At 69.8% G+C, this 19,337-nt stretch carries 20 protein-coding genes; 10 read left to right on the top strand and 10 right to left on the bottom strand.

Annotation, left to right across the window (positions count from 1 at the left end; translation table 11 throughout):
- Positions 1 to 3: 3 nt before the first annotated feature.
- Genes JL11_RS05940 through JL11_RS05950 form a run of 3 tightly spaced genes read left to right on the top strand, consistent with a single transcriptional unit; the run spans position 4 to position 3,153 of the window.
- Positions 4 to 2,481 (top strand): CHASE3 domain-containing protein, encoded by a 2,478-nt coding sequence (locus tag JL11_RS05940; RefSeq protein WP_054764847.1) that lies wholly within the window; start codon positions 4 to 6, stop codon positions 2,479 to 2,481.
- A complete protein-coding gene (locus JL11_RS05945; protein ID WP_054764848.1) occupies positions 2,478 to 2,861 on the top strand; it encodes a response regulator in 384 nt (127 codons plus the stop codon). The genes JL11_RS05940 and JL11_RS05945 overlap by 4 nt, the downstream gene beginning before the upstream one ends.
- Before the next feature lie 7 nt (positions 2,862 to 2,868).
- Positions 2,869 to 3,153 (top strand): Hpt domain-containing protein, encoded by a 285-nt coding sequence (locus tag JL11_RS05950; RefSeq protein WP_054764849.1) that lies wholly within the window; start codon positions 2,869 to 2,871, stop codon positions 3,151 to 3,153.
- Positions 3,154 to 3,173: 20 nt separating this feature from the next.
- Here JL11_RS05950 and JL11_RS05955 read toward each other — a convergent pair whose 3' ends face one another.
- The gene (locus JL11_RS05955) at positions 3,174 to 3,926 is read right to left on the bottom strand and encodes an SDR family oxidoreductase (protein ID WP_054764850.1); all 753 of its coding nucleotides are present in this window, start codon (positions 3,924 to 3,926) and stop codon (positions 3,174 to 3,176) included.
- A 112-nt stretch (positions 3,927 to 4,038) separates the two neighbouring features.
- Between JL11_RS05955 and JL11_RS05960 the strand changes: the two genes are divergently transcribed.
- Positions 4,039 to 4,440, top strand: coding sequence for a winged helix-turn-helix transcriptional regulator (locus JL11_RS05960; protein ID WP_224761268.1), 402 nt, complete (start codon positions 4,039 to 4,041; stop codon positions 4,438 to 4,440).
- A gap of 42 nt (positions 4,441 to 4,482) precedes the next feature.
- Here the strand turns inward: JL11_RS05960 and JL11_RS17400 are convergent, their stop codons facing one another.
- The 3 genes from JL11_RS17400 to JL11_RS05970 all read right to left on the bottom strand — a co-directional run bounded on the left by JL11_RS17400 (position 4,483) and on the right by JL11_RS05970 (position 6,159).
- Positions 4,483 to 4,656: a hypothetical protein gene (locus JL11_RS17400; protein ID WP_152949596.1), complete on the bottom strand. Its 174-nt coding sequence runs from the start codon at positions 4,654 to 4,656 to the stop codon at positions 4,483 to 4,485.
- Between the two features lie 61 nt (positions 4,657 to 4,717).
- Entirely contained in the window at positions 4,718 to 5,719 is a 1,002-nt protein-coding gene (locus JL11_RS05965) for a GAF domain-containing protein (protein ID WP_054764852.1), read from the bottom strand.
- A 110-nt stretch (positions 5,720 to 5,829) separates the two neighbouring features.
- The gene (locus JL11_RS05970) at positions 5,830 to 6,159 is read right to left on the bottom strand and encodes a DUF1491 family protein (protein ID WP_054764853.1); all 330 of its coding nucleotides are present in this window, start codon (positions 6,157 to 6,159) and stop codon (positions 5,830 to 5,832) included.
- Positions 6,160 to 6,214: 55 nt separating this feature from the next.
- Between JL11_RS05970 and JL11_RS05975 the strand changes: the two genes are divergently transcribed.
- Complete coding sequence (locus JL11_RS05975) at positions 6,215 to 7,123, top strand: hypothetical protein (protein ID WP_082382612.1); 909 nt, start codon at positions 6,215 to 6,217, stop codon at positions 7,121 to 7,123.
- 13 nt (positions 7,124 to 7,136) lie between these two features.
- Here the strand turns inward: JL11_RS05975 and JL11_RS18135 are convergent, their stop codons facing one another.
- Entirely contained in the window at positions 7,137 to 8,849 is a 1,713-nt protein-coding gene (locus tag JL11_RS18135) for a sensor histidine kinase (protein ID WP_261339101.1), read from the bottom strand.
- A 159-nt stretch (positions 8,850 to 9,008) separates the two neighbouring features.
- Here JL11_RS18135 and JL11_RS05985 point away from each other — a divergent pair, with 159 nt between their 5' ends.
- The 3 genes from JL11_RS05985 to JL11_RS05995 all read left to right on the top strand — a co-directional run bounded on the left by JL11_RS05985 (position 9,009) and on the right by JL11_RS05995 (position 11,723).
- Positions 9,009 to 9,446, top strand: coding sequence for a SufE family protein (locus tag JL11_RS05985; protein WP_054766842.1), 438 nt, complete (start codon positions 9,009 to 9,011; stop codon positions 9,444 to 9,446).
- A gap of 166 nt (positions 9,447 to 9,612) precedes the next feature.
- Complete coding sequence (locus JL11_RS05990) at positions 9,613 to 10,566, top strand: glucosamine inositolphosphorylceramide transferase family protein (RefSeq protein ID WP_054764854.1); 954 nt, start codon at positions 9,613 to 9,615, stop codon at positions 10,564 to 10,566.
- Between the two features lie 2 nt (positions 10,567 to 10,568).
- Positions 10,569 to 11,723 carry a glycosyltransferase family 4 protein gene (locus tag JL11_RS05995; RefSeq protein ID WP_054764855.1) on the top strand — a complete coding sequence of 385 codons (1,155 nt, stop codon included), beginning with the start codon at positions 10,569 to 10,571 and terminating at the stop codon, positions 11,721 to 11,723.
- Positions 11,724 to 11,736: 13 nt separating this feature from the next.
- Here JL11_RS05995 and JL11_RS06000 read toward each other — a convergent pair whose 3' ends face one another.
- Together JL11_RS06000 and JL11_RS06005 are read right to left on the bottom strand one after the other, a co-directional pair.
- On the bottom strand, positions 11,737 to 12,333 hold the full coding sequence (locus JL11_RS06000) for a methyltransferase domain-containing protein (RefSeq protein WP_082382613.1): 597 nt from the start codon (positions 12,331 to 12,333) through the stop codon (positions 11,737 to 11,739).
- A gap of 76 nt (positions 12,334 to 12,409) precedes the next feature.
- On the bottom strand, positions 12,410 to 14,497 hold the full coding sequence (locus tag JL11_RS06005; protein WP_054764856.1) for a TonB-dependent siderophore receptor: 2,088 nt from the start codon (positions 14,495 to 14,497) through the stop codon (positions 12,410 to 12,412).
- Positions 14,498 to 14,548: 51 nt separating this feature from the next.
- On the opposite strand from JL11_RS06005, the gene JL11_RS06010 reads away from it, so the two are divergent.
- Positions 14,549 to 15,745: a DUF1624 domain-containing protein gene (locus JL11_RS06010; RefSeq protein WP_054764857.1), complete on the top strand. Its 1,197-nt coding sequence runs from the start codon at positions 14,549 to 14,551 to the stop codon at positions 15,743 to 15,745.
- Positions 15,746 to 15,747: 2 nt separating this feature from the next.
- On the opposite strand, the gene JL11_RS06015 is transcribed toward JL11_RS06010, so the two are convergent.
- Positions 15,748 to 16,470: a DUF6456 domain-containing protein gene (locus JL11_RS06015; protein WP_054764858.1), complete on the bottom strand. Its 723-nt coding sequence runs from the start codon at positions 16,468 to 16,470 to the stop codon at positions 15,748 to 15,750.
- The gene (locus JL11_RS06020) at positions 16,467 to 16,823 is read right to left on the bottom strand and encodes a chromosomal replication initiator DnaA (RefSeq protein ID WP_054764859.1); all 357 of its coding nucleotides are present in this window, start codon (positions 16,821 to 16,823) and stop codon (positions 16,467 to 16,469) included. Before JL11_RS06020 ends, JL11_RS06015 begins: the two co-directional genes overlap by 4 nt.
- 366 nt (positions 16,824 to 17,189) lie before the next feature.
- On the opposite strand from JL11_RS06020, the gene ctrA reads away from it, so the two are divergent.
- On the top strand, positions 17,190 to 17,891 hold the full coding sequence (ctrA, locus tag JL11_RS06025; RefSeq protein WP_054764860.1) for a response regulator transcription factor CtrA: 702 nt from the start codon (positions 17,190 to 17,192) through the stop codon (positions 17,889 to 17,891).
- Between the two features lie 65 nt (positions 17,892 to 17,956).
- Here the strand turns inward: ctrA and JL11_RS06030 are convergent, their stop codons facing one another.
- Positions 17,957 to 19,333, bottom strand: a complete 1,377-nt coding sequence (locus JL11_RS06030) for a serine hydrolase (RefSeq protein ID WP_054764861.1) — start codon at positions 19,331 to 19,333, stop codon at positions 17,957 to 17,959.
- Positions 19,334 to 19,337: the final 4 nt, after the last annotated feature.

Genomic DNA, 19,337 nt, shown 5'->3' on the forward strand with positions numbered 1-19,337 from the left:
CCCATGTTGCGTCAACTCGGAAGACGGCGTTTCCGACTGGCCATCGCCTTGGCGGGCGCGGTCGTGACCCTGCTTCTGGCGGCCACTGGGGTGACGCTGCAACGAGAATTCTCCAGCGCGGACGCTCTGCGCGATGCGGTCGAGCAATCCTATGACACCCGGCTACAGATTCAGTCCGTCTTCTCATTGATTCAGGACGCTGAGACCGGCCAACGCGGCTATATCATCACCGGGGACGAGACCTTCCTTGAGCCTTATGATCGCGCCCTCGACCGGCTGGACGCTCAGATGAACAAGCTTGCGGGTCTTTCGGCTAAGGACCCGCCACAGGCCGAGAACCAGCGTCTTCTGTCGGAACGGGTCCGGCAGAAGCGGCTGGAGATGCAGCGGACCATCGCGCTGCGCGAATCCGGCCAGGCGTCCGCCGCCATCAGCCTCGTGATCAGCGGGCGAGGCAAGCTGACAATGGATGATATCCGCCAGATCGTGGATCGGATGACGCAGCGTGAGGCCGACCTGCTGTCGGCGCTGTCGGCCGACGCGCGCGAACGGACCCGGCATACCGAATTCCTGGTGGCCCTGATGTTCAAGGTTCTGGTCTTGACCGCCTTGGGGACCGCCTTCCTGGTCTGGCGCTATCTGGCCACCCGCAGCGCCCTGCTGGAGCGGCTGGAGGCCGCCGCCGCCCGCCACAGCGCCACCCTGGACAGCGCCTTCGACGCCATCGTGACCCTGAACCCCAGCGGCAGCATCGAGACGCTGAATCCGGCGGCGGAACGGCTGTTCGGCTGGTCGGCGCCGGAGATCGAGCGCCGCGACGTCGGCCTTCTGGTCGATGATCTGGCCGAAAACGGAGAGGGCGCTTTTCTGGACCGGCTGGACGCCAGCCACGGCGATCTGGAGCAGGGGCTTCTGCTCGAACTGACCGGCAAGCGCCGGGACGGGGCGCGCTTCCCGGTCGACGTCGCTCTTGCGGCCATGGACCTGCCGACGGGCCGCCATGTGGTGGCGGTGATCCGCGACGCCACCGAACGCCGCCGCATCGCCGAGATGAAGGACGCCTTCGTCTCGACCGTCAGCCACGAACTGCGCACCCCCCTGACCTCCATCGCCGGCTCCCTGGGCCTGGTCGCGGCCGGGGCGGGCGGACGCTTGCCGGAAAAGGCGGCCCGACTGATCGACATCGCCCACGCCAACAGCCGCCGTCTGGTGCGGCTGATCAACGACATCCTGGATGTGGAGAAGCTGGAGGCCGGGCAGCTGAAGATGACCCTGGCCCCGCTGGACCTGCGCGACGTCGCCGCCCGAGCGGTCGAGGGGATCCAGGGCTACGCCGATCAGCTGGGCGTGGGCGTCAGCCTGAACGACGGCCCGCCGGCGCCGGTGCGGGGCGACGGCGATCGGCTGATCCAGGTGGCGACCAATCTTCTGTCAAACGCGGTCAAGTTCTCGCCGTCCGGCGGCGAGGTCCGGGTGACGGTCAATCCCGAGACCCGGATCGCCCGGCTCAGCGTATCCGACCGCGGCCCCGGCATAGCCGACGAGTTCCGCTCGCGCATCTTCGGCAAGTTCGCCCAGGCGGATTCGACCGATGCGCGTGAAAAGGGCGGCACGGGCCTGGGCCTGGCCATCGCCAAGGAGATCGCCGAACGCCACGGCGGGCGGCTGTGGTTCGAATCCGCCGAGGGCGAGGGGGCGACCTTCCATCTGGACCTGCCGCTGGACCAGGCCGATGCGGCGCATGACGAGGAGGCGGTGCGGCTGCTGATCTGTGAAGACGATCCGGACGCCGCGCGCATCCTGGTCGAGATGCTGTCCTATGAAGGGTTCAAGGCCGATGTGGCCGACACGGCGCGCGAGGCGCTGACCCTGGCCCGCCGCGCGCCCTACGCCGCCGCCCTCATCGACCTTCAACTGCCCGACGCCGACGGGGTCAGCCTGATCCGGCAGCTGAAGGCCGATGAGGCGACGCGCGCCATGCCGGTGGTGGTCGTCTCCGGCGACGTGGCCCGGGGCCGGGTGCGCGGCCGCTCGCTGGAGGTGGCCGACTGGGTCGAAAAGCCGGTCGATCAGGACCGGCTGCGCCAGGCCGTCCGCGCCCTGTTCAGCGCCGACGACAAGCCGGTGGTTCTGCACGTCGACGACGACCGCGACATTCTGGAGGTGACGCGCCAGGCCCTGGATACGGTCGAGGTCGTGCCGGTCGAGAGCCTGGCCGCGGCGCGCGAGGCCCTGGCGCGGCGGCGACCGGACCTGGTGATTCTGGACCTGGGCCTGCCCGACGGCAACGGCCTGGACCTCTTGCCGCTGTTGACCGAGGAGGACGGCCGCACCATTCCCGTCATCATCTATTCGGCTCAGGACATGGACCGAGAGGCCGCCCCGGCCGTTCAGGCGGTCCTGATCAAGTCCCGCATGTCCCTGACCCAGCTGGCGCGGACCGTGCGTCGCCTGGCCCCCCGCGCCCGAGGTGTTGCATGACCGCTCTCCACATCCTGCACGTCGAGGATGACAAGGACATTCGCGACGTGACCGCCTTCGCCCTGACGCTGGACCCCCAGGTTACGGTGACCTCGGTGGCCTCGGGCGAGGCGGCCCTGGCCGCGCTGGACGGCGGGCTTCGTCCCGACGTCGTCCTGATGGATGTGATGATGCCCGTTCTGGACGGTCCCGCCGCCCTGGCGCGCATCCGCGAACGGGCGGGACATGAGACGACGCCGGTCATCTTCATGACCGCCCGGGCTCAGTCGAGCGAGATCAGCCGTTATCGCGCCCTGGGCGCCCTGGACGTCATCGTCAAACCCTTCGACCCCATGACCCTGGTGGAGGAGATTCGGACGATTCTGGCCCAGGCCGGGTGAGGGGGCCGTGACGGCGGACATGGCCGATCTGCGGACCCGGTTCCTAGACCGGTGCGTCGGCGATCTGGCGCGGATCGACCGTCACGTCGCGCTGGGCGCCTGGGACGCCGATGAATTGCGCCGCCTGGTCCACAGCCTCGCCGGCGCCGGCGCCGTCTTCGGCTTCCCAGCGATCAGCGAAGCGGCCGGCGACTGCGACGACGCCTTCGCCCAGGACCGCACGCCCGACCCCGCCCTGATCGAAACCTTGGCCCAGGCCATCCGCGACGCCCTGGCGCGGCGGCCGGGCTGAGCCGCCGCCGCGGCTGGGGTTCACCCCGCTCCGTTCAGGGCCTCGAACACGGCCTGATAGCCGTCAGCCTCGGCGAAGCGCAGCGGCTTGACCCGTTCGACCAGGATTTCGCCGCGCGGCGTTTCGCCCCGTTCGATCAGGTCCATCACCTCGGCCGTATAGTCGGCCAGGGGCATGGAGGCGGGGTTCTGGGCATGGCCGGGCATCAGGTCGGTGGCCACGCCGGGCGGCGCCAGCTCCAGCACTTCCACCGCCGTGTCGCGCAGCTGATGGCGCAGGGACTGGGTCCAGGAGTGGAGGGCCGCCTTGGTGGCGTTATAGGTCGGGGTGGCCGTCAGGGGGATGAAGGCCAGGCCGGAGGTGACGGTCATGACCGTGACCCGGGGCTGGGCCGTCAGATGGGGCAGGAGGGCCGCCGTCAGCCGGATCGGTCCCAGGAGGTTGGTGGCGATGGTCGCCTCCACCGTCGCCAGGTCGAACGGTTCGGCCTTCAAATCCTCGGTCTTCATGATCCCGGCGTTCAATATGACCGCGTTCAGGGCGGGGTGGTCCTTGACCACCTGTTCGCCGAAGGCGGCGACGGCTGTGGGATCGGCGACGTCCAGCGTCGCCCAGGCCATGCCGGGATTGGCGGCGGCGGCGTCTTTCAGCACGTCCGCGCGGCGACCCGTGATGACGATCTGATTGCCGCGCGCATGCAGGGCCTCGGCCAGGGCGCGGCCGATGCCCGTGCCGCCGCCGGTGATCAGTATGGTGTTTCCGCTGATGTTCATGGGGCTCTCCTTCAGGGGATGCGTCAGTGCGGAAACTCAGTTATGACGGTCGCTCTCCACTGGAAAGTAGGCACCGAAACCCGCCATACTTACCCGCAGGAAAGAAATGGACATGACGGCCTATCCGCCCGCAAGAATTTCGCATCCTGAAACCGGCGAGGTCGCCGATCCGCGCGTCGAGGCCCTGGTCAATGAGGTGATCGGGCGTGTGGCGGACAAATGGACCATGCTGATCCTGGAGGTCCTGGCCGAACACGGCGAGACCCGGTTCACTCGCGTGGGCGAACTGGTGGGCGGCATCAGCCAGAAGATGCTGACCCAGACCCTGCGCCAGATGGAGCGCGACGGCCTGGTGGTGCGCACGGTCCATCCGGTCATCCCGCCCAAGGTCGAATACCGCCTGACCGACCTGGGCTTCACCCTGGCCGAGGCCTTCTGCGGCGTCTGGACCTGGGCCGAGGCCAATATCGACCGCATCGAAGCCGCGCGGGCGGCGTTCGACGCGAGGAAGTGAAGAGGGGCCGATCCGCCCGATGACGTCGCCGTCTGGGCCGGATCAGGCGGCGGCGTAATCGCGGAAGTCGGGCTGCACCGCTTTGACCCTGAGTTCGGCCAGCTCCTCCAGCCGCTTTTCATCGGCGGGCTCGACCTTCTGTCCGGCGACCTCCGCATAGGTCACCTTTGCGGACAGGATGCGATATTCCCGCTCGAGCGTTTCGTCGTCTTGCACTTTCGCCTCCTAGAGAGGGGCATGGGATCAGGTCTGACAATGGCCGATCCCAGCCCAATTTTCAATCGGCCGCTGCGGGTTTGCCGCGGGTGCGGCCGGGCGGCGCAGGGGCGTTCAGCCCGGCGAGCAGGGCCGCGATCCGAGCGATGTCGCGGACGACATCCACGTTCTGGAGCCCTGGACCGCTGCGATCAAACACGCCCGGCCGATTGCTTGTGGCCGTCACCACGCCCCAGACCTCGTTGTTGTGCCGGATCAGGATCGGGATGGACGCAACCGACCTGTAAAGTTCCTCACGCCGGGGATCGCGGTCCGGGACGGGATATTCGGAGAGGATGTAGTCTTGGGCCGTGTCGGGCAGGATGACCTCGCCGTCTGGATTGGCCTCGGCCTTGTGCCAGGCGGCGCCGGTGAAACCCTTGCCCTTTCGCCAACTGCGCCCCCCGGTCCGGGCAAGCTCGGGATCGGTCCACTCCGCCGCGATGCGCACCATCTGATCGCCTTCGCGTCGGAAGATGGAGACGGTGAAGACGTCGGCGGCCTTATAGTCGACGGCGCTGCGGATGGAGGTGATGGATCGCCTCAGCAGGGTCGCGGCGGTCGCCTTCTTCGCCGCCTCGTCCGAGGACAGAAGCCCGGCCTCGACGGCCTGCAGCATCTGTTCGATGGCTTGCAGCCGTTTCCGCCGTCGCTCGTCCAGGGCGGTGGCGCCGTCCTCGACCTTCCGACGGTCCGCCGCAATCTCCCGGCCCAGCTTGATCGCCTGCTCGGCCGCGTCCTCCGTCGATTTGAACTGGGCGCCGATCTCGATCTTCTTGAAATCCATGGCGCCTACCAGCGCCGCGCTGACGAAGGCCAGAATGACACCGGCGATCAGGGCGACCAGACCGGGCGTGCCGGTCGGATCCAGTCGCGACAGGGCCACGATCAAGGCGCCCAGGGCGCCGAGGCCGATCAGCCAAGGCCGATACCGCTCAAGATGCAGCACCCGGTCAGAATATTTGGTCAGGACGTCGCGGGCGTCGCCGCGAAGCTGCGTTTCAAACTTGTCGAAATCGTCCATCCGCATCCTCCCCGGCCGCGCCTGCACGCCATGGATCACCCTAGCCGGAAACAGGATGGGAGACGACTTTAAAGGGGGCTGGGAACAGGTCTCGGTTGCGCTTCCGCCCCCTACCCTTGCACCTTCTCCGTCAGGAAATGCCGGCCCTGGCGGTCTTCGATTTCGACGATCCACAGGTCGGGGTCGTATTGGCGCTGGCGGGCGATATAGGCGTCCAGTTCGGCCTCGCTGTCCGAGGTCACGGGCTGGATCCACAGCCGCTCGCCGTCGGGGCCGAAGGCTTCGGCATAGAGGCGGGCCGTGCGGGTCGAGGTGTCATAGGCCTTGACGATCACGGCGCCGGCGCGAGCGTCGCCCTTGTTCACCACGACGGCGTGGGCGCCTTCGATCTCGGCGCGGCGGATCAGGGCGCCGACCCACAGGTCGCTGGACAGAAGCAATTCGCTAACCCTGTAAGGAAACCAGACTCAAAGGCCCGGCCGCTAGGCTCGGCCCATGATCTTACGGCCTTATCCCCGGCGAACCCAAGTCCCTATCGGCGCGGCCCTGATCGGCGCGGCCGTGGTCGGGGCGGCGGTGATCGCGGGCGATCCGGTCGCGGCCCAGGCCGCGTCTGGGGCGGCTTCGGGGGCGGCCGACCGCTTCTATGAACGCAGCTTCGTCCTGGCCGCCAATGAGCGGTGCGGCCTGTTCCAGCCTCAGCTGACGGCGGCCCTGAACGCCTCGACCTGGCAGGCGCGGGGCGCGGCCCTGCGGGCCGGCGCCGATCCGCGTCAGCTGTCCGAGACCGCCGCCCGCGCCCGCGCCCGGGCGGCCGCCGCCGCCTGCGATTCCGCCGACATGAAGACGGTCAGCGGTCGGGTGAAGACCGCCTTCGCCGGCTGGTCGCGCACGGCGCGAATGAACTTTCCCGGCGACCGGGCGGGCTGGAGCGCCGACCGCGCCGCCTACAGCCGGCCGACCTGGCGGCTGATGCAGGGAACCGCCGTCGGCGCCTCGCCGGTGCGGTTCGGCCTGGTCGGGGCGATGGATCGGGCGGATCAATTGACGGCGGTGGTCTCCTGGCAGGGGCGGTCGCGACCGACCGGGGTGCGGCTGGTCATGCGCGACACGACGGTGGCGCCCCGACCCTGGCTGGCGCGCGAACTGCCGCCTGCGGCCCAGCGCCGGGTCTTCTGGGCCTCGGGCGTGACGACGGCCGATCCCGGCCTGCTGGTCCAGGGACGCACGGCGGGTCAGGCCTGGCGCTTCCCCCTGGCGGCGGCCGACGCCCTGTCCGGCCTGGATCCGCGAGAGGTCTTTACGGTGGAGTTCGTCTTCCGCGACGGCAGCGTGGCGCGCACGGTCTTCGAGGCGGGCGACTTCGCCGCCGGCCGCGCCTTTCTGGCGATGGGCCAGACTTAGGGCCTGGATCGTCTCACGCCTCGACGGCGGCGCCCGGCGTTTCGTCGGCTTCGATGGCGGGCGACAGGGTTGCGACCGGCAGGCGCACCATGGCCGCCACGCCCTCGCCCAGGGTGCTGTCGATCGTCAGCCGACCGCCGTGCAGTTCCGCCAGGGACCTTACCAGCGACAGGCCGAGCCCCGTCCCTTGCGCCTTCTGATCGGCGCCGCCGGCCTGTTCGAACGGGCGGCCCAGCCTTTGCAGATCCTCGGGCGCGATCCCCACGCCGGTGTCGGACACCACCAGCTCCAGATAGGGGCCGATCCCGTCCAGCGTCAGGGTCACGGACCCGCCCGCCGGGGTGAATTTCACCGCATTGGACAACAGGTTCAGCGCCATCTGCTTCAGGGCGCGGGCGTCGGCCTCGACCTCCAGCGGATGGGGCGGCAGGACGGGGGCCAGATGCACGCCTTTTTCGTCGGCCTGGGGCCGGATCAGGGCCACGGCGGCCGAAACGGGATCGCGGGCGTCGAACCGGTCCAGGGCCAGTTCGTACCGCTCGGCCTCGATCTTGGACAGGTCCAGAACGTCGTTGATCAGGTCCAGCAGATGGCCGCCCGCCTGATGGATGGACTCGGCGTAGTCGGCGTATCGGTCGGGCAGGGGGCCGAACAGGCGCTGGCGCATGATGTCGGCGAAGCCGATCACGGCGTTCAGCGGGGTGCGCAGCTCATGGCTCATATTGGCCAGGAAACGGGTCTTGCCCGCGCTCTGGGCCTCGGCCTCGACCCGGGCGCTTTCCAGCCCCAGCTCGCGGGCGAACTGGGCCGTGCCGTCGAAGGCCTGGGCGATCAGGCGCGGCGCCCCCGCCACCGCCCCCGTCTCGCCGTCGTACCGGCGCAGGATCAGCACCACCCGGCGGTCCAGGGCGATCCGGGGGCTGAACATCACCTCGGCCGGCTGGCCCTGGGCGGCGCGTTGCAGGGCGCCGGCGACGCCGGGGCGGTCGGGGGCGTGGACGGCGGCGATCAGCCCCTGGTCCATCAGGGCCGGGACCGAGACGGACGGCGGGGGCGTGCCCCAGGCGGCCAGGGCGCGGCCGGTCGGCTCCAGCAGCAGGGTCAGGCCCGGCTGGGCGTTCAGCACGGCCTGGACCAGGGCGCCGTCCTGTTCGGCGCGGGTCAGACGGGCCATGCGGCGGTGGCTCGACAGACGGGCCGCCCCGGCCAGGGCCAGAACCGCCAACAGGCCCGACGCCGCCGCCAGGACCGGCGGCTGGGCGGTCGATCCGATCAGCAGGGTCGAGATCAGGCCCGAGATCAGCGGCAGGGCCAGGCCCGCCGTGCCCAGCCGGATCAGCCGGTCTTCGCCGATCCTGGGATCGTCAAGCACCAGCCCGGCCGCCAGGGGCAGCAGCAGAAGCCCCGGCGTCGCCCCGGTGGCCCCGCCGGTCAGGCCCGCCGCCGCCACGGTCGCCAGAAGCCAGCCGCCCATCAGGCTGAACCTCAGACCCGCCGTGTCGCGCACCATCAGGGCCACGCCCGCCACGCCCGGCGCGGCCGTCAGCAGCAGGGCCGCCAGGACCGTGGGCTCCAGCCGGGCGAAGCTCTGGGCCGCCAGGGCCGTCAGGGCGACCGCCGCCGCCCAGCCCGCATGCCACAGGGCGGCCGGCGCCGCCGACGGCTGAGCCGCCGACGCCGCTGCGGTCGGGACCGCCAGCCCGGGTTGTGGAGGGTGATTATGCAAGCGCCGTCGCCATCATGGGTCGTCCCCAGACTAAACGCCGCGCCGAGTCGGCGCGAGGCCCCTCCCGTGTCAGGCGATCTGCAACCGCGCGTTCACCATGAATTTCGGGGGACAAACCGGCCGGTTGTCGTTAACGGCCGGGCGGCCTATCTGGCGGCCATGACCGATCGCACGCCGCCCGCCGACAGCCTGGACCAGACCTTGGCCGACCTCGCCGAGGATTTCGACCTCCTGGGCGACTGGGAGCAGCGGATCGAATACGTCATCGAACTGGGCAAGGGGCTGGCGCCCCTGGACGAGGCCGATCGGGTGGAGGCCAACAAGGTGCCGGGCTGCGCCGCCCAGGTCTGGCTGGCGGTCCATCCGGCCGAGGGGCGGCTGTGGTTCGACGCCGACAGCGACAGCGCCCTGTCCAAGGGCAATATCGCCCTTCTGCTGAAACTCTATTCGGGCCGGACCTCGGCCGAAATCCTGGCCTTCGACGCCAAGGCCGCCCTGGACCGCCTGGGCCTGCCCTCGGCCCTGACCCGCCAGCGCGCCAACGGCCTGAACAGCATGGTCGGCCGCATCCGCGAGGCGGCCCTGGGGACGGCCTGACGCTTGCTAAGGTCATAGTGCGCCACGCTTTTAGAGTAATGTCGCTTAGTTGACACAGGCGCGGCTTAACGGCGTCATGGCCCGGCTTGCAATCAAGTCCGGCCGGCTGGTCGGTCACCCTCTTCCCCATCGGCCGTCGCGCGTCGGGCCAGGATTTCAACTCCGAATGTTCGACATCTGGCGGTCCGGATATCTGAGGCGTCCCCTGACCGAGGTCATGGATCGGCCCCCTCGCCCCGACGAGATCGTCTGGCTGCCCGACCGCGGCCCCCACGCCTTTTACGCCGACCCCTTCGGCCTGGAACGCGACGGGGTTCTGACGGTCTTTGTCGAGGCTTTCGACTATCGGGTCCGGCGGGGCGACATCCACTACTGCCAATATGACGCCGACGACCGGCTGGTGGGGCAGGGGGTGGCCTTGGCCGAGCCCTGGCACCTGTCCTATCCGACCCTGATCGAGGACGGGGGCGAGCTCTATATGCTGCCCGAAGCCTATAAGAGCGGCGGCCTGATCCTTTATCGCTGCCGGCGCTTCCCGGACGACTGGGAGGCGTTGGCGCGGCTGGGCCAGGCGCCGGCCATTGATGCGACGGTGGTGCGCCACGACGGCCTGTGGTGGATGTTCCACGCCCTGCCGGGACCGGACGACCGGGCCATGCGCGAACTGCATCTGGCCTGGGCCGAGCGGCTGACCGGGCCCTGGACGCCTCACGCCGGTCGCCCGGTGATGAGCGGCTTTCAGACCTCGCGGCCGGGCGGCTCGGCCTTCGTCCATGACGGCGCCCTGCATCTGCCAGTCCAGGACTGCGCCCCCGCCTATGGGGCGGCGGTCAACCTCTTGCGGATCGACGTCCTGACGCCCCAGAACTTCGCCGCCACGGTGGTGCGGCGGTTCGAACCGGGCGATCTGGCGGCGGGCTTTTCCGACGGGCTGCACACCCTGTCGGGCGCGGGCGGCGTCAGTTTCCTCGACCTCAAGTCGGTGCGCCGCGACCGCGCCGAGCCCTGGCTGAAGACACAGTACAAGCTGCGCCGCGCTCTGGGGCTGAACGGTTCGCGCCGGACCGGCGTGGACGTCTATCCGGCCCTCTTTTCTCCGCCCTCCGCGTCTCAGAGTTGACCATGCGTGTCGCCGTCGTCCTGCCGCGCGGTTGCGGCTTCCGCCCCGACCGGGCCAATTCGATGGAGACGGTGGTGCGGACCCTGGCGGCCCACGCCCGGTCCCAGTCGGCCGTGACCCTGATCTGCGACGCGGACCAGGCGACCGCCCCCGATCCCCGGCTTCTGACGGTGCCTCCCGGCCTGGGCGGGCGGGCGCGAAACCGGCGGATCAAGGCCCTGTTGGAGACCCTCCAGCCGGATGTGGTCGAATATCACCAGCAGCTGAAGTCGGCCTCGGACCTGGCCGCCGAGGGGCCGCCAGCGACCTATGTCCTTTACCGCCACACCCGGATCAAGCCGCCCCGCCATCCGCTGGACGCCTGGCGCTACGGACGTCGGCTGGCGCGGTTCGACCGGCTGGTCTTCGTCAGCGAGGCGGCGGGGCAGGAGTTCGCGGCCGACTATCCGGCCCTGGCCGACCGGGTCAGCGTGGTCTGCAATCCGATCGACGTCGGGGCCTGGCGCGCCGACCCGGCCGACAAGGAGAAGCTGATCCTCTTCTGCGGCCGGGCCATGGCGGACAAGGGGCTGGACCTGTTCTGCATCGCCCTGGCCCGAGCCCTGGACGCCCATCCCGACTGGCGCGGGGCCCTGGTCCTGGGCGACTGGGAGCGGCACCAGGCCTGGGCCGACCCCTATCTGGGCCTGCTCGACCGCTTCGGCGACCGGGTCGAAATCCTGAAGTCGGCCCCGCTGGAAGCGGTTCAGGCGGTGACGCGGCGGGCGGCGATCGCGGCGACCCCGTCGCGGGTGCGCGAGGCCCTGGGCCTGACCGCTCTGGAGGCCCACGCCGCAGGCTGCGCCCTGGTCTCTTCCGGTCGCGGGGGTCTGCGCGAAGCCAGCGGCGACCACGCCCTCTATGTCGAGGTGGACGGACCCGACCCCCTCGCCGCCGCCCTGGAGCGGCTGATCACGGACCCGGAGACACGGCTGGCCCTGGCCCGGTCCGGCCAAACCTTCGTGGCCGAGGTCCACGCCCCCGAGGCGCGGGCGGCCCAGCTGGATCGGCTGCGCGAAGCCTGGACCGAACAGGCGCGCCGACGGCGGGCGGAGGCGCCGCCGCGCCCGCGCTTCAGCCTGCCGCGTCTGGGCCTGCCGCCGCTCGGCCGGGCTTGAGGGGAGGGGCCGCTCAGCCCTTTCGGATCAGACTGTCATAGACGTGGGTGACCGCCTCGAAGGTCACGCGGGGCGGCCGATCGCCCAGGGGCGCCGGTTCGAACGCCTGGTCGATCAGGCCCGCCCCCAGCGGATCCTCGACCTTGTCGGTGTTCCATCCCAGCAGCAGCCGCCCGCCGGGCCGCAGCACCGCCGCCAGGGCCGCCAGGGCCTGACGCTGCTGTTCGGGATGATCCACGCCGTAGCCCAGCACCCCGTTGCACACCACCGTATCGAAGGTCAGGTCGGCGAACAGGGCGTCGGCCTGACAGACGTCTCCGGTCCGGTGGCGGCCCGCCCGGCCCCAGCGAGCGGCGCCGGGGTCGATGTCGGTGGTCCAGACCTCGCCCCCGCCCGCCTCCAGGGCGGCGTAGTCGTCCAGCGTATATTCCCGGCACCCGACCCACAGGATGCGCCCGCCCAGGGCCGACAGGGCGGGCACGTAGCTTTCGGCCATCACCCGCCGGTCGGGCAGGGTCCGGATCCGCCGCGCCTTGGCTGAGCGCCTTGCGCCGCCCTGGACGTCGCCTTTGGCGCCCAGCCATGCTCTGATCCGCCGCCCAAGGCCCATCTCGGTCTCCCCATCCCTGTCCGGTGTTATCGGACCGCCGCTCGCGCGCCAACCGTTCGATGCGGCAAGGCGCAGGTCAAAGGGCGATCCGCAGCGAGGCCCGCACGCTGCGCGGCGCGCCGGGGAAGATCCACAGGGCGCTGTAGGAGCTGGCGGCGTAGCGTTCGTCGAGCAGATTATCGACCTCGACCCGCGCCGTGACCTGGGGCGTCAGGCCATAGTCCACCGCCGCCTTGGCCTTCCAATAGGCCGGCAGTTCGGGCGCGCCGAGCGCAAGGCCGCCGGCCCGGTCGCCGACATAGGCGGCGCCCGCCGTCATCGACCAGTCCGTGCCGTGCGGGGTGGGGAAACGGCCGACCACGAACAGGGAGCCCGAATGTTCGGGCACGTTCAGCACCCGGTCGGTGGGGAAGGCGTCGTCGTCGGCCTTGGCGTCGGTCCAGCCGTAGTTGGCCACCACCTGCCACGCCTCGCCCAGCCGGACCGACCCGTCCAGCTCGATTCCCCGCGAGGTCAGCTTGCCGACCGGCGCCAGATAGTTGGGGTCGACGGGATCGGTGGTCAGTATGTTCGCCTTTTCGATATCGAACAGGGTGGCCGCCAGGTCGATCCCCTGCCAGGCGCCGGACAGGCCGATCTCATAGCCCTTGCCCTCTTCCGGGGCGAAGCCGGACCCGGTCCGCCCCGTGCCCGAGTTCAGCACGAAGGACCGGCCATAGCTGGCGTGGGCGGTCAGGCCGTCGGTCAGGCGATAACGGGCGGCGAACCGGTAATCGAGCGGGCTGTCCTTGGTCTCGCCCACGGCGCCGGTGCGGTTGTTGCGGATGGTCTGGCTGTAGTCGTCCCAGCGAAGGCCCGCGACCAGGCTGAGGCGGTCGTTCACCTCCCACAGGTCCTGGGCGTACAGGGTGACGACGTCCCGCGTCTCCAGATTGTCGGTGAAGGGCAGGGGCGTCGGCGGGACGACCGCCCCATAGACGGGGTTGAAGACCGAGATCGGATAGGGATTGGCCGCCGTCGGATTGATGCGCAGCCATTTCTCGCCATAGGTCAGCCGATAGGCCTTCACGCCGAGGCCCAGGGTGTGGACGCCCAGGCCGGTCTGGACCTCCCCGTTCAGCTCCAGCCGCGCCGACAGGTCCTCGACCGAGAAGTCCCGGCCCCGGCGCTGGCGCCACAGCGCATCGCCGACCAGGCGGGACTGGTCGCTGGACAGGCCCTTCAGCGAGCCGCCCCGCCAGGCGACCCCTCCGTTCAGGCTCCAGCCGTCGTTGAGGCGGTATTCGCCGGTGATCTGGTGCCGCGCGTTGCGGAACCGGGTCCGGCCGTCGCCGGGCTCGCCGTAGTAGTTGGATTCCGGCAGGGCCAGGGCGTCGCCGTTGATCGCGGGCATGCCCCGGTCGAACAGGGTCGAAAAGACGGTGAGCTCGCCCACATAGGTCAGGCGCAGATCCTCATTGGGCCGCCAGGTCAGGGAGGGGGCGACCGCCGTCCGGTCCAGGCCGACATGGTCGCGCCAACCGTTGCTGGTCTCGCCGGCCAGGACCAGCCGCCCGGCCAGGGTCTCGGAGATCGGGCCGGTCACGTCCAACTCCCCCCGCCTCAGGCCGAAGGAGCCGACCGTGCCGGTGAAGACGGCGTCGGGTGTGAAACGCGGGGTCTTGGAGACGATGTTGATCCGGCCGGCCGGGTCGATGTCCCCGAACAGGGCGCCGGCCGGCCCCTTCAGCACCTCGATCCGTTCGGCCGTGGCCGGGTCGCGCGGCGGCGCCATGCCCCGGTTCGCCAGGAAGCCGTCCACATAATATTCCGCCCCGCCGTCGGGCGTGCCCAGGAAGCCGCGGATGGCGAAATTGTCCATCACCCCGCCGCGATTGTTCTGCTGGCTGATCCCGCTGACCAGCTCCAGGGCGTCGGACAGGCGGGTGGCGCCCACGGCGCGCAGCAGGTCGCTTTCGATGGAACGGCTGGACGGCGACATCCGCTCCGTGACCGCCCCGACGCCCAGCGTATGGTCGTGCGGCGAACCCCGGCGGCCCAGGACCACGATCTCGCCCAGGGCGTGGGGCTCGGCCTGAGCCGCATCAACGGGGACCAGGACTGGGGTCGGGGCGGTTGCGGCGGCAATAAGACACAGGCCGGCGCAGCTCGAAAGGAGGGGCAAGGACGAACTCCGTTGAAACGTTATACTATAGCGGCTATCCGTTCGCGCCTCATGCTGTCAACCGCCGCCCTTCCCGTTTCCGTCCCCGCCGCTCCGGCCGTCCGCCCGGCCGCACGCATTCGTTCGATCGACGCCCTGCGCGGTCTGGTCATCCTGCTGATGCTGGTCGATCACACGCGCGAGTTCTTCTATTTCCACGCTCAGGTCCCGGACCCGATGAATGTCGAGGCGACCGATCCGGCCCTGTTCTTCACCCGTCTGTCGGCCCATCTGTGCGCCCCGATCTTCGTCGCTTTGACGGGCCTGGGCGCCTGGCTCTACGGAAACAAGACAGCCGAGGTCAGCGGAGGGTCCGCCGCCGGGGCGGCCTCGGCCTTTCTGCTGAAGCGGGGCCTGTTCCTGGTGGTGCTGGAGCTGACCCTGGTCAACTTCGCCTGGGGCTTCTCCCTGACGCCGCCGATCCTCTATCTCCAGGTGATCTGGGTCATCGGGCTGTCGATGATCGCCCTGGCGGGCCTGGCTCATCTACCGCGCGCCTGGCTGATCGCCGTCGGCCTGGTCCTGGCCCTGGGCCACAATCTCTTGGACCCGATCGCCTTCGCCGAAGGTCCGGCCCATGTGCTGTGGGCCGTGCTGCACGACCGCAGCCTGATGGACCTGCCCTGGGGCGGACAGGTTCGCACCTCCTATCCCCTGCTGCCGTGGATCGGGGTGGCGGCCCTGGGCTATGCGATCGGGCCGTGGTTCGTCGGGCCCCAGGGGGCGCGGCTCCGGCGTCTGGTCGTCACCGGCCTGGGCGCCCTGGCCCTGTTCGCCCTGCTCAGGTCTATCAATCTGTACGGCGACCCGACGCCCTGGAGCGTGCAGGACACGCCGCTGCGGACGGCGATGAGCGTGCTGAACGTCACCAAATATCCGCCCTCGGCCGACTTTCTGCTGCTGACCCTGGGCCTGGGGGCCCTGATCCTGGCGGGACTGGAGCGGGCCTCGGACCGTCTGATCGGTCTGTTGGCGGTCTTCGGCGGGGCGCCGCTGTTCTTCTATCTGATCCACCTCTACGGCCTGCATCTGCTGAATCTGGCGGCCCTGGCCCTGTTCGGTCCCAATCAGGGTCAGGGCTTCAGCGTGCCGGGCGTCGCCGCCCTGTGGGCCCTGGCCGCCGTGGTCGCCGTCCCCTGCTGGTTCGCCTGCCGCTGGTTCGCCCGGATCAAGCGCGCCAGCGACCGGCCCTGGATGAAATACCTCTGACCTCAGCCGATGCCGTAGTGATCGGCCAGGGCGGCCAGCGCCTGTTTCAGCACCGTCTTGCCCTGGCGGCGGCGCAGGCCCAGGCCCGTCTCGGCCAGTTTCAGACTGTCGCCGTGGATGCAGATCCGCGTCAGCATCGGCCTCAGGCGCGGGCCGACGGCGGACAGGGCCGCCTCCACCCGTCGTCCGGCCGACAGGGCGCGGTCGCCGGGTTCGACCTGCATCGTTCCGCCCGACCCGGCGCGGGGCAGGGCGTCCCAGCCCATGGTCAGGGCCGGGCCGGCGCCGGCCTGTTCGACCTCCCGCCTCAGCCGTTCGCCGGCGGCGACCTCGGCGGGGCTCAGCCAGGGTCGGCCCGCCGCATCCTTGCGCCGCGCCAGCCAGGCGATCGGGCTTTCGCCCAGATTGGCGGCGTGGCGGACCATTCGCCCGTCCGCCCCGATCAACTCCCGCTCGCCCGCGATGAAGCCGGGGCGGCCGGGCGGCGGGGTTTCGGCCTTGCCGGGGGCCGCCTCGCTCCCGGCGCGCACGGTCCATCCGCCCTGCGGCCGCCGCCTCAGTCCCGGCCGTTCGATCAGGGCGCGGAACTCCGGCTCGCTCAGGGTCAGGCTGATCCGTCCCCGCCGGTCCGGCCCCAGACGCAGCGCATAGACCCCCTGTTCGGCGCCCAGCCAGGCGCCGGGCCGGGCTAGCAGACAGCGCGCCCGCTCCACCGTCCGGCTCATTGCACGGCCTCCCAGCGGGGCGCGCTGTAGACCGTGGTCAGACAGGCCTCCAACTGCGACAGCAGTTCGTCCACAGCCCGGCGGTCGCGCTCGTCCTCCACCCAGCGGCAGGCCGCCCCCACCGTGCTGCGGTTGACCCCGAAGACGTGGCCGACCCGCTCCAGCGTCCAGCCGAAGGCGATGTGGGCCAGATACATGGCCAGCCAGCGCGACCGGGCGTTGAGCGGATCGATCCGCCGACGGGCCGTCATCCGGTCCGGGCTGGCCCCGGTCCGCGCCGCCACCAGATGCAGGGCCAGCCCCGCCTTGCACCGGTCCGCCTCTCGCACCGGCGCCCTGTATGCCTCAACCATGCCTCACTCCCGTTCACGAACCTCGACGCCCATCCTAGGCGGGTACGGCGTCATGATAGGAATATCGTCCTACTCCGCGTCAGAATCGGACGTGGCGCCGGATTGGACTTGAGGTTGCGTCAGGGCGGATCCGCGTTCCGACCGGCTCTGCGCGGGGAGCCGCAGGCTGAGTCCGGTCCGCATCATGGTTAATTATTTTCGAATCATTGACTCGGGACTCTCGACGCCGATTCGCAAATCAGCTTAGGAACGACTCATAGCTCGCCGTTAACCCTTCTTAAGGTTTTCGGGTCTTAACCTGCGAACAAGGTTACCCGGTCGTGCGCCAGGGTGATTACCGCAAAGCTTTTGCCTGGAGGGGCACGAATGCGCGTCCTGTTGATTGAAGACGATCACGCCACCGCCCAGAGCATCGAGCTGATGCTGAAGTCGGAAGGCTTCAATGTCTATACGACCGACCTGGGCGAAGAAGGCATCGATCTGGGCAAGATCTATGACTACGACCTCATTCTGCTTGACCTGAACCTGCCGGACATGAGCGGCCTTGAGGTGCTGCGTCAGCTGCGCGTCGGCAAGATCAACACCCCGGTCATGATCCTGTCGGGCACCCATGAGATCGAAACCAAGGTCAAGACCTTCGGCGGCGGCGCCGACGACTATCTGACCAAGCCCTTCCACAAGGACGAGCTGATCGCGCGCACCCACGCCGTGGTCCGTCGTTCCAAGGGTCACGCCCAGGCCATCATCCACACCGGCGAGATCGCGGTGAACCTGGACGCCAAGACGGTGGAGGTGAACGGTCACCGCGTCCACCTGACCGGCAAGGAATATCAGATGCTGGAGCTGCTCTCGCTCCGCAAGGGCACGACCCTGACCAAGGAAATGTTCCTGAACCACCTGTACGGCGGCATGGACGAGCCCGAGCTGAAGATCATCGACGTCTTCATCTGCAAGCTGCGCAAGAAGCTGGCCACCGCCGCCGACGGCAAACACTATATCGAAACCGTCTGGGGCCGCGGCTACGTCCTGCGCGACCCGGCCGAGGCCGGAAACAGCGTCGCCGCCTGAAAGGCCGCTCCGTCCCGATCCTGAAAACGCCCGCCGGTCCCCCGGCGGGCGTTTTCTTTTTGCGCCTACTGCCGCTTCGCCGGCATGTCGCGGCCGCCCTGGTGCAGGACCAGGCCGTCGACCCGGCCCTCGGCGTCACGGGTGAAGGTGATCTGGGCGTCCACCTCGGTCAGGAAGAAGGCGTCGTCCCCTTGCGCCTTCAGCTCGAAGGCGGGCTGGCCGGTGGCCTGGACCTTCAGCCCGCCCTCTGCGGCGGTGATCGTCAGGGCGAAGGTCGGCGACAGGGAATAGACCCCGACATAGGCGGCCAGGGCCTCGGGCGGCAGGGTCACGACGCGGCGTTCCGAGGCGAGGGTCACGGTCCCGCCGCGCGCCAGGGTCATCAGGTCCGGCCCGAGCTTGTCGGGCGCCGGGCCGTTCAGATTGGCCAGGACGATGACGGCGATCCGGTCGTCCGGCGCATAGGCCATATAGGTGTTGAACCCCTCGATCGCCCCATTGTGCCAGACCAGCTTCCGGTCCGGCGTCGCGGCCAGTCCCAGGGCGTAGCCGTTCCTGACCGGGGTGGTCAGGGCGGTCAGGGACTGGGGCTTCAGCACCCGGCCCCCGAACAGGGCCTGTTCCCATTTCAAGAGGTCGTGGGTGGTCGAATACAGGGCGCCCGCGCCCAGGGGGATGCTCATGTCCACATAGTCGGCGTTGACCACGCCGGACGCCTCCTTCGTATAGCCCGAGGCGCGTCGAGGCAGGATGCGGTCGTGCCGGTCATAGCCGCTGTCGGCCATGCCGAGCGGGGTGAACAGCGCCTGTTGAATGAAGTCGGCGTAGGTCTGACCGCTGGCCGCCTCGATCACCGCGCTCAGCAGGATATAGCCCGAGTTGGAATAGGCGAAGCCTTCGCCCGGCGCGAAGTCCAGGGGCCGCCCGCTGAACCGGGCGATCAGCTGGGCCGTCGTGGCCGGCCGGGTCTTCAGCGCCTCATAGTCGGCAAAGGTGGTGAAGTTGGGCAGGCCGGCGGTGTGGCTCAAAAGCCGGCGCGGGGTGACGGCGTCCCAGGCGGCCGGGGCGTCGGGCAGCCAGGTCTTGATCGGGGCGTCCAGATCGACCTTGCCCTGTTCGCTCAACAGCAGGACGGCGACGGCCGTGAACTGTTTGCTCAGCGAGCCCAGGCGGAATTTGACGTCGCCGTCATTGGGGACGCCCCATTCCCGGTTCGCCAGACCATAGCCCCGGTCCAGCAGGATCTCCCCGTCGCGCGCGACCAGGACGGCGCCGGAAAAGGCGTCGGCCTCGCTGGAGGCCCGGACGATCTGGTCCATTCGGGCCACGTCCGGCGCCCGATCCTGGGCTGCGAGGGGGCCCGCCGCCAGGACGGGGGCCAGAGCCAGGGTCAGGACGGAGGCCGCGAGACGGCCGCGACGAAGGCGAAGGAAAAGGGGCACGGGC

It is taken from the genome of Brevundimonas sp. DS20, from assembly GCF_001310255.1.
Taxonomy (GTDB): domain Bacteria; phylum Pseudomonadota; class Alphaproteobacteria; order Caulobacterales; family Caulobacteraceae; genus Brevundimonas; species Brevundimonas aurantiaca.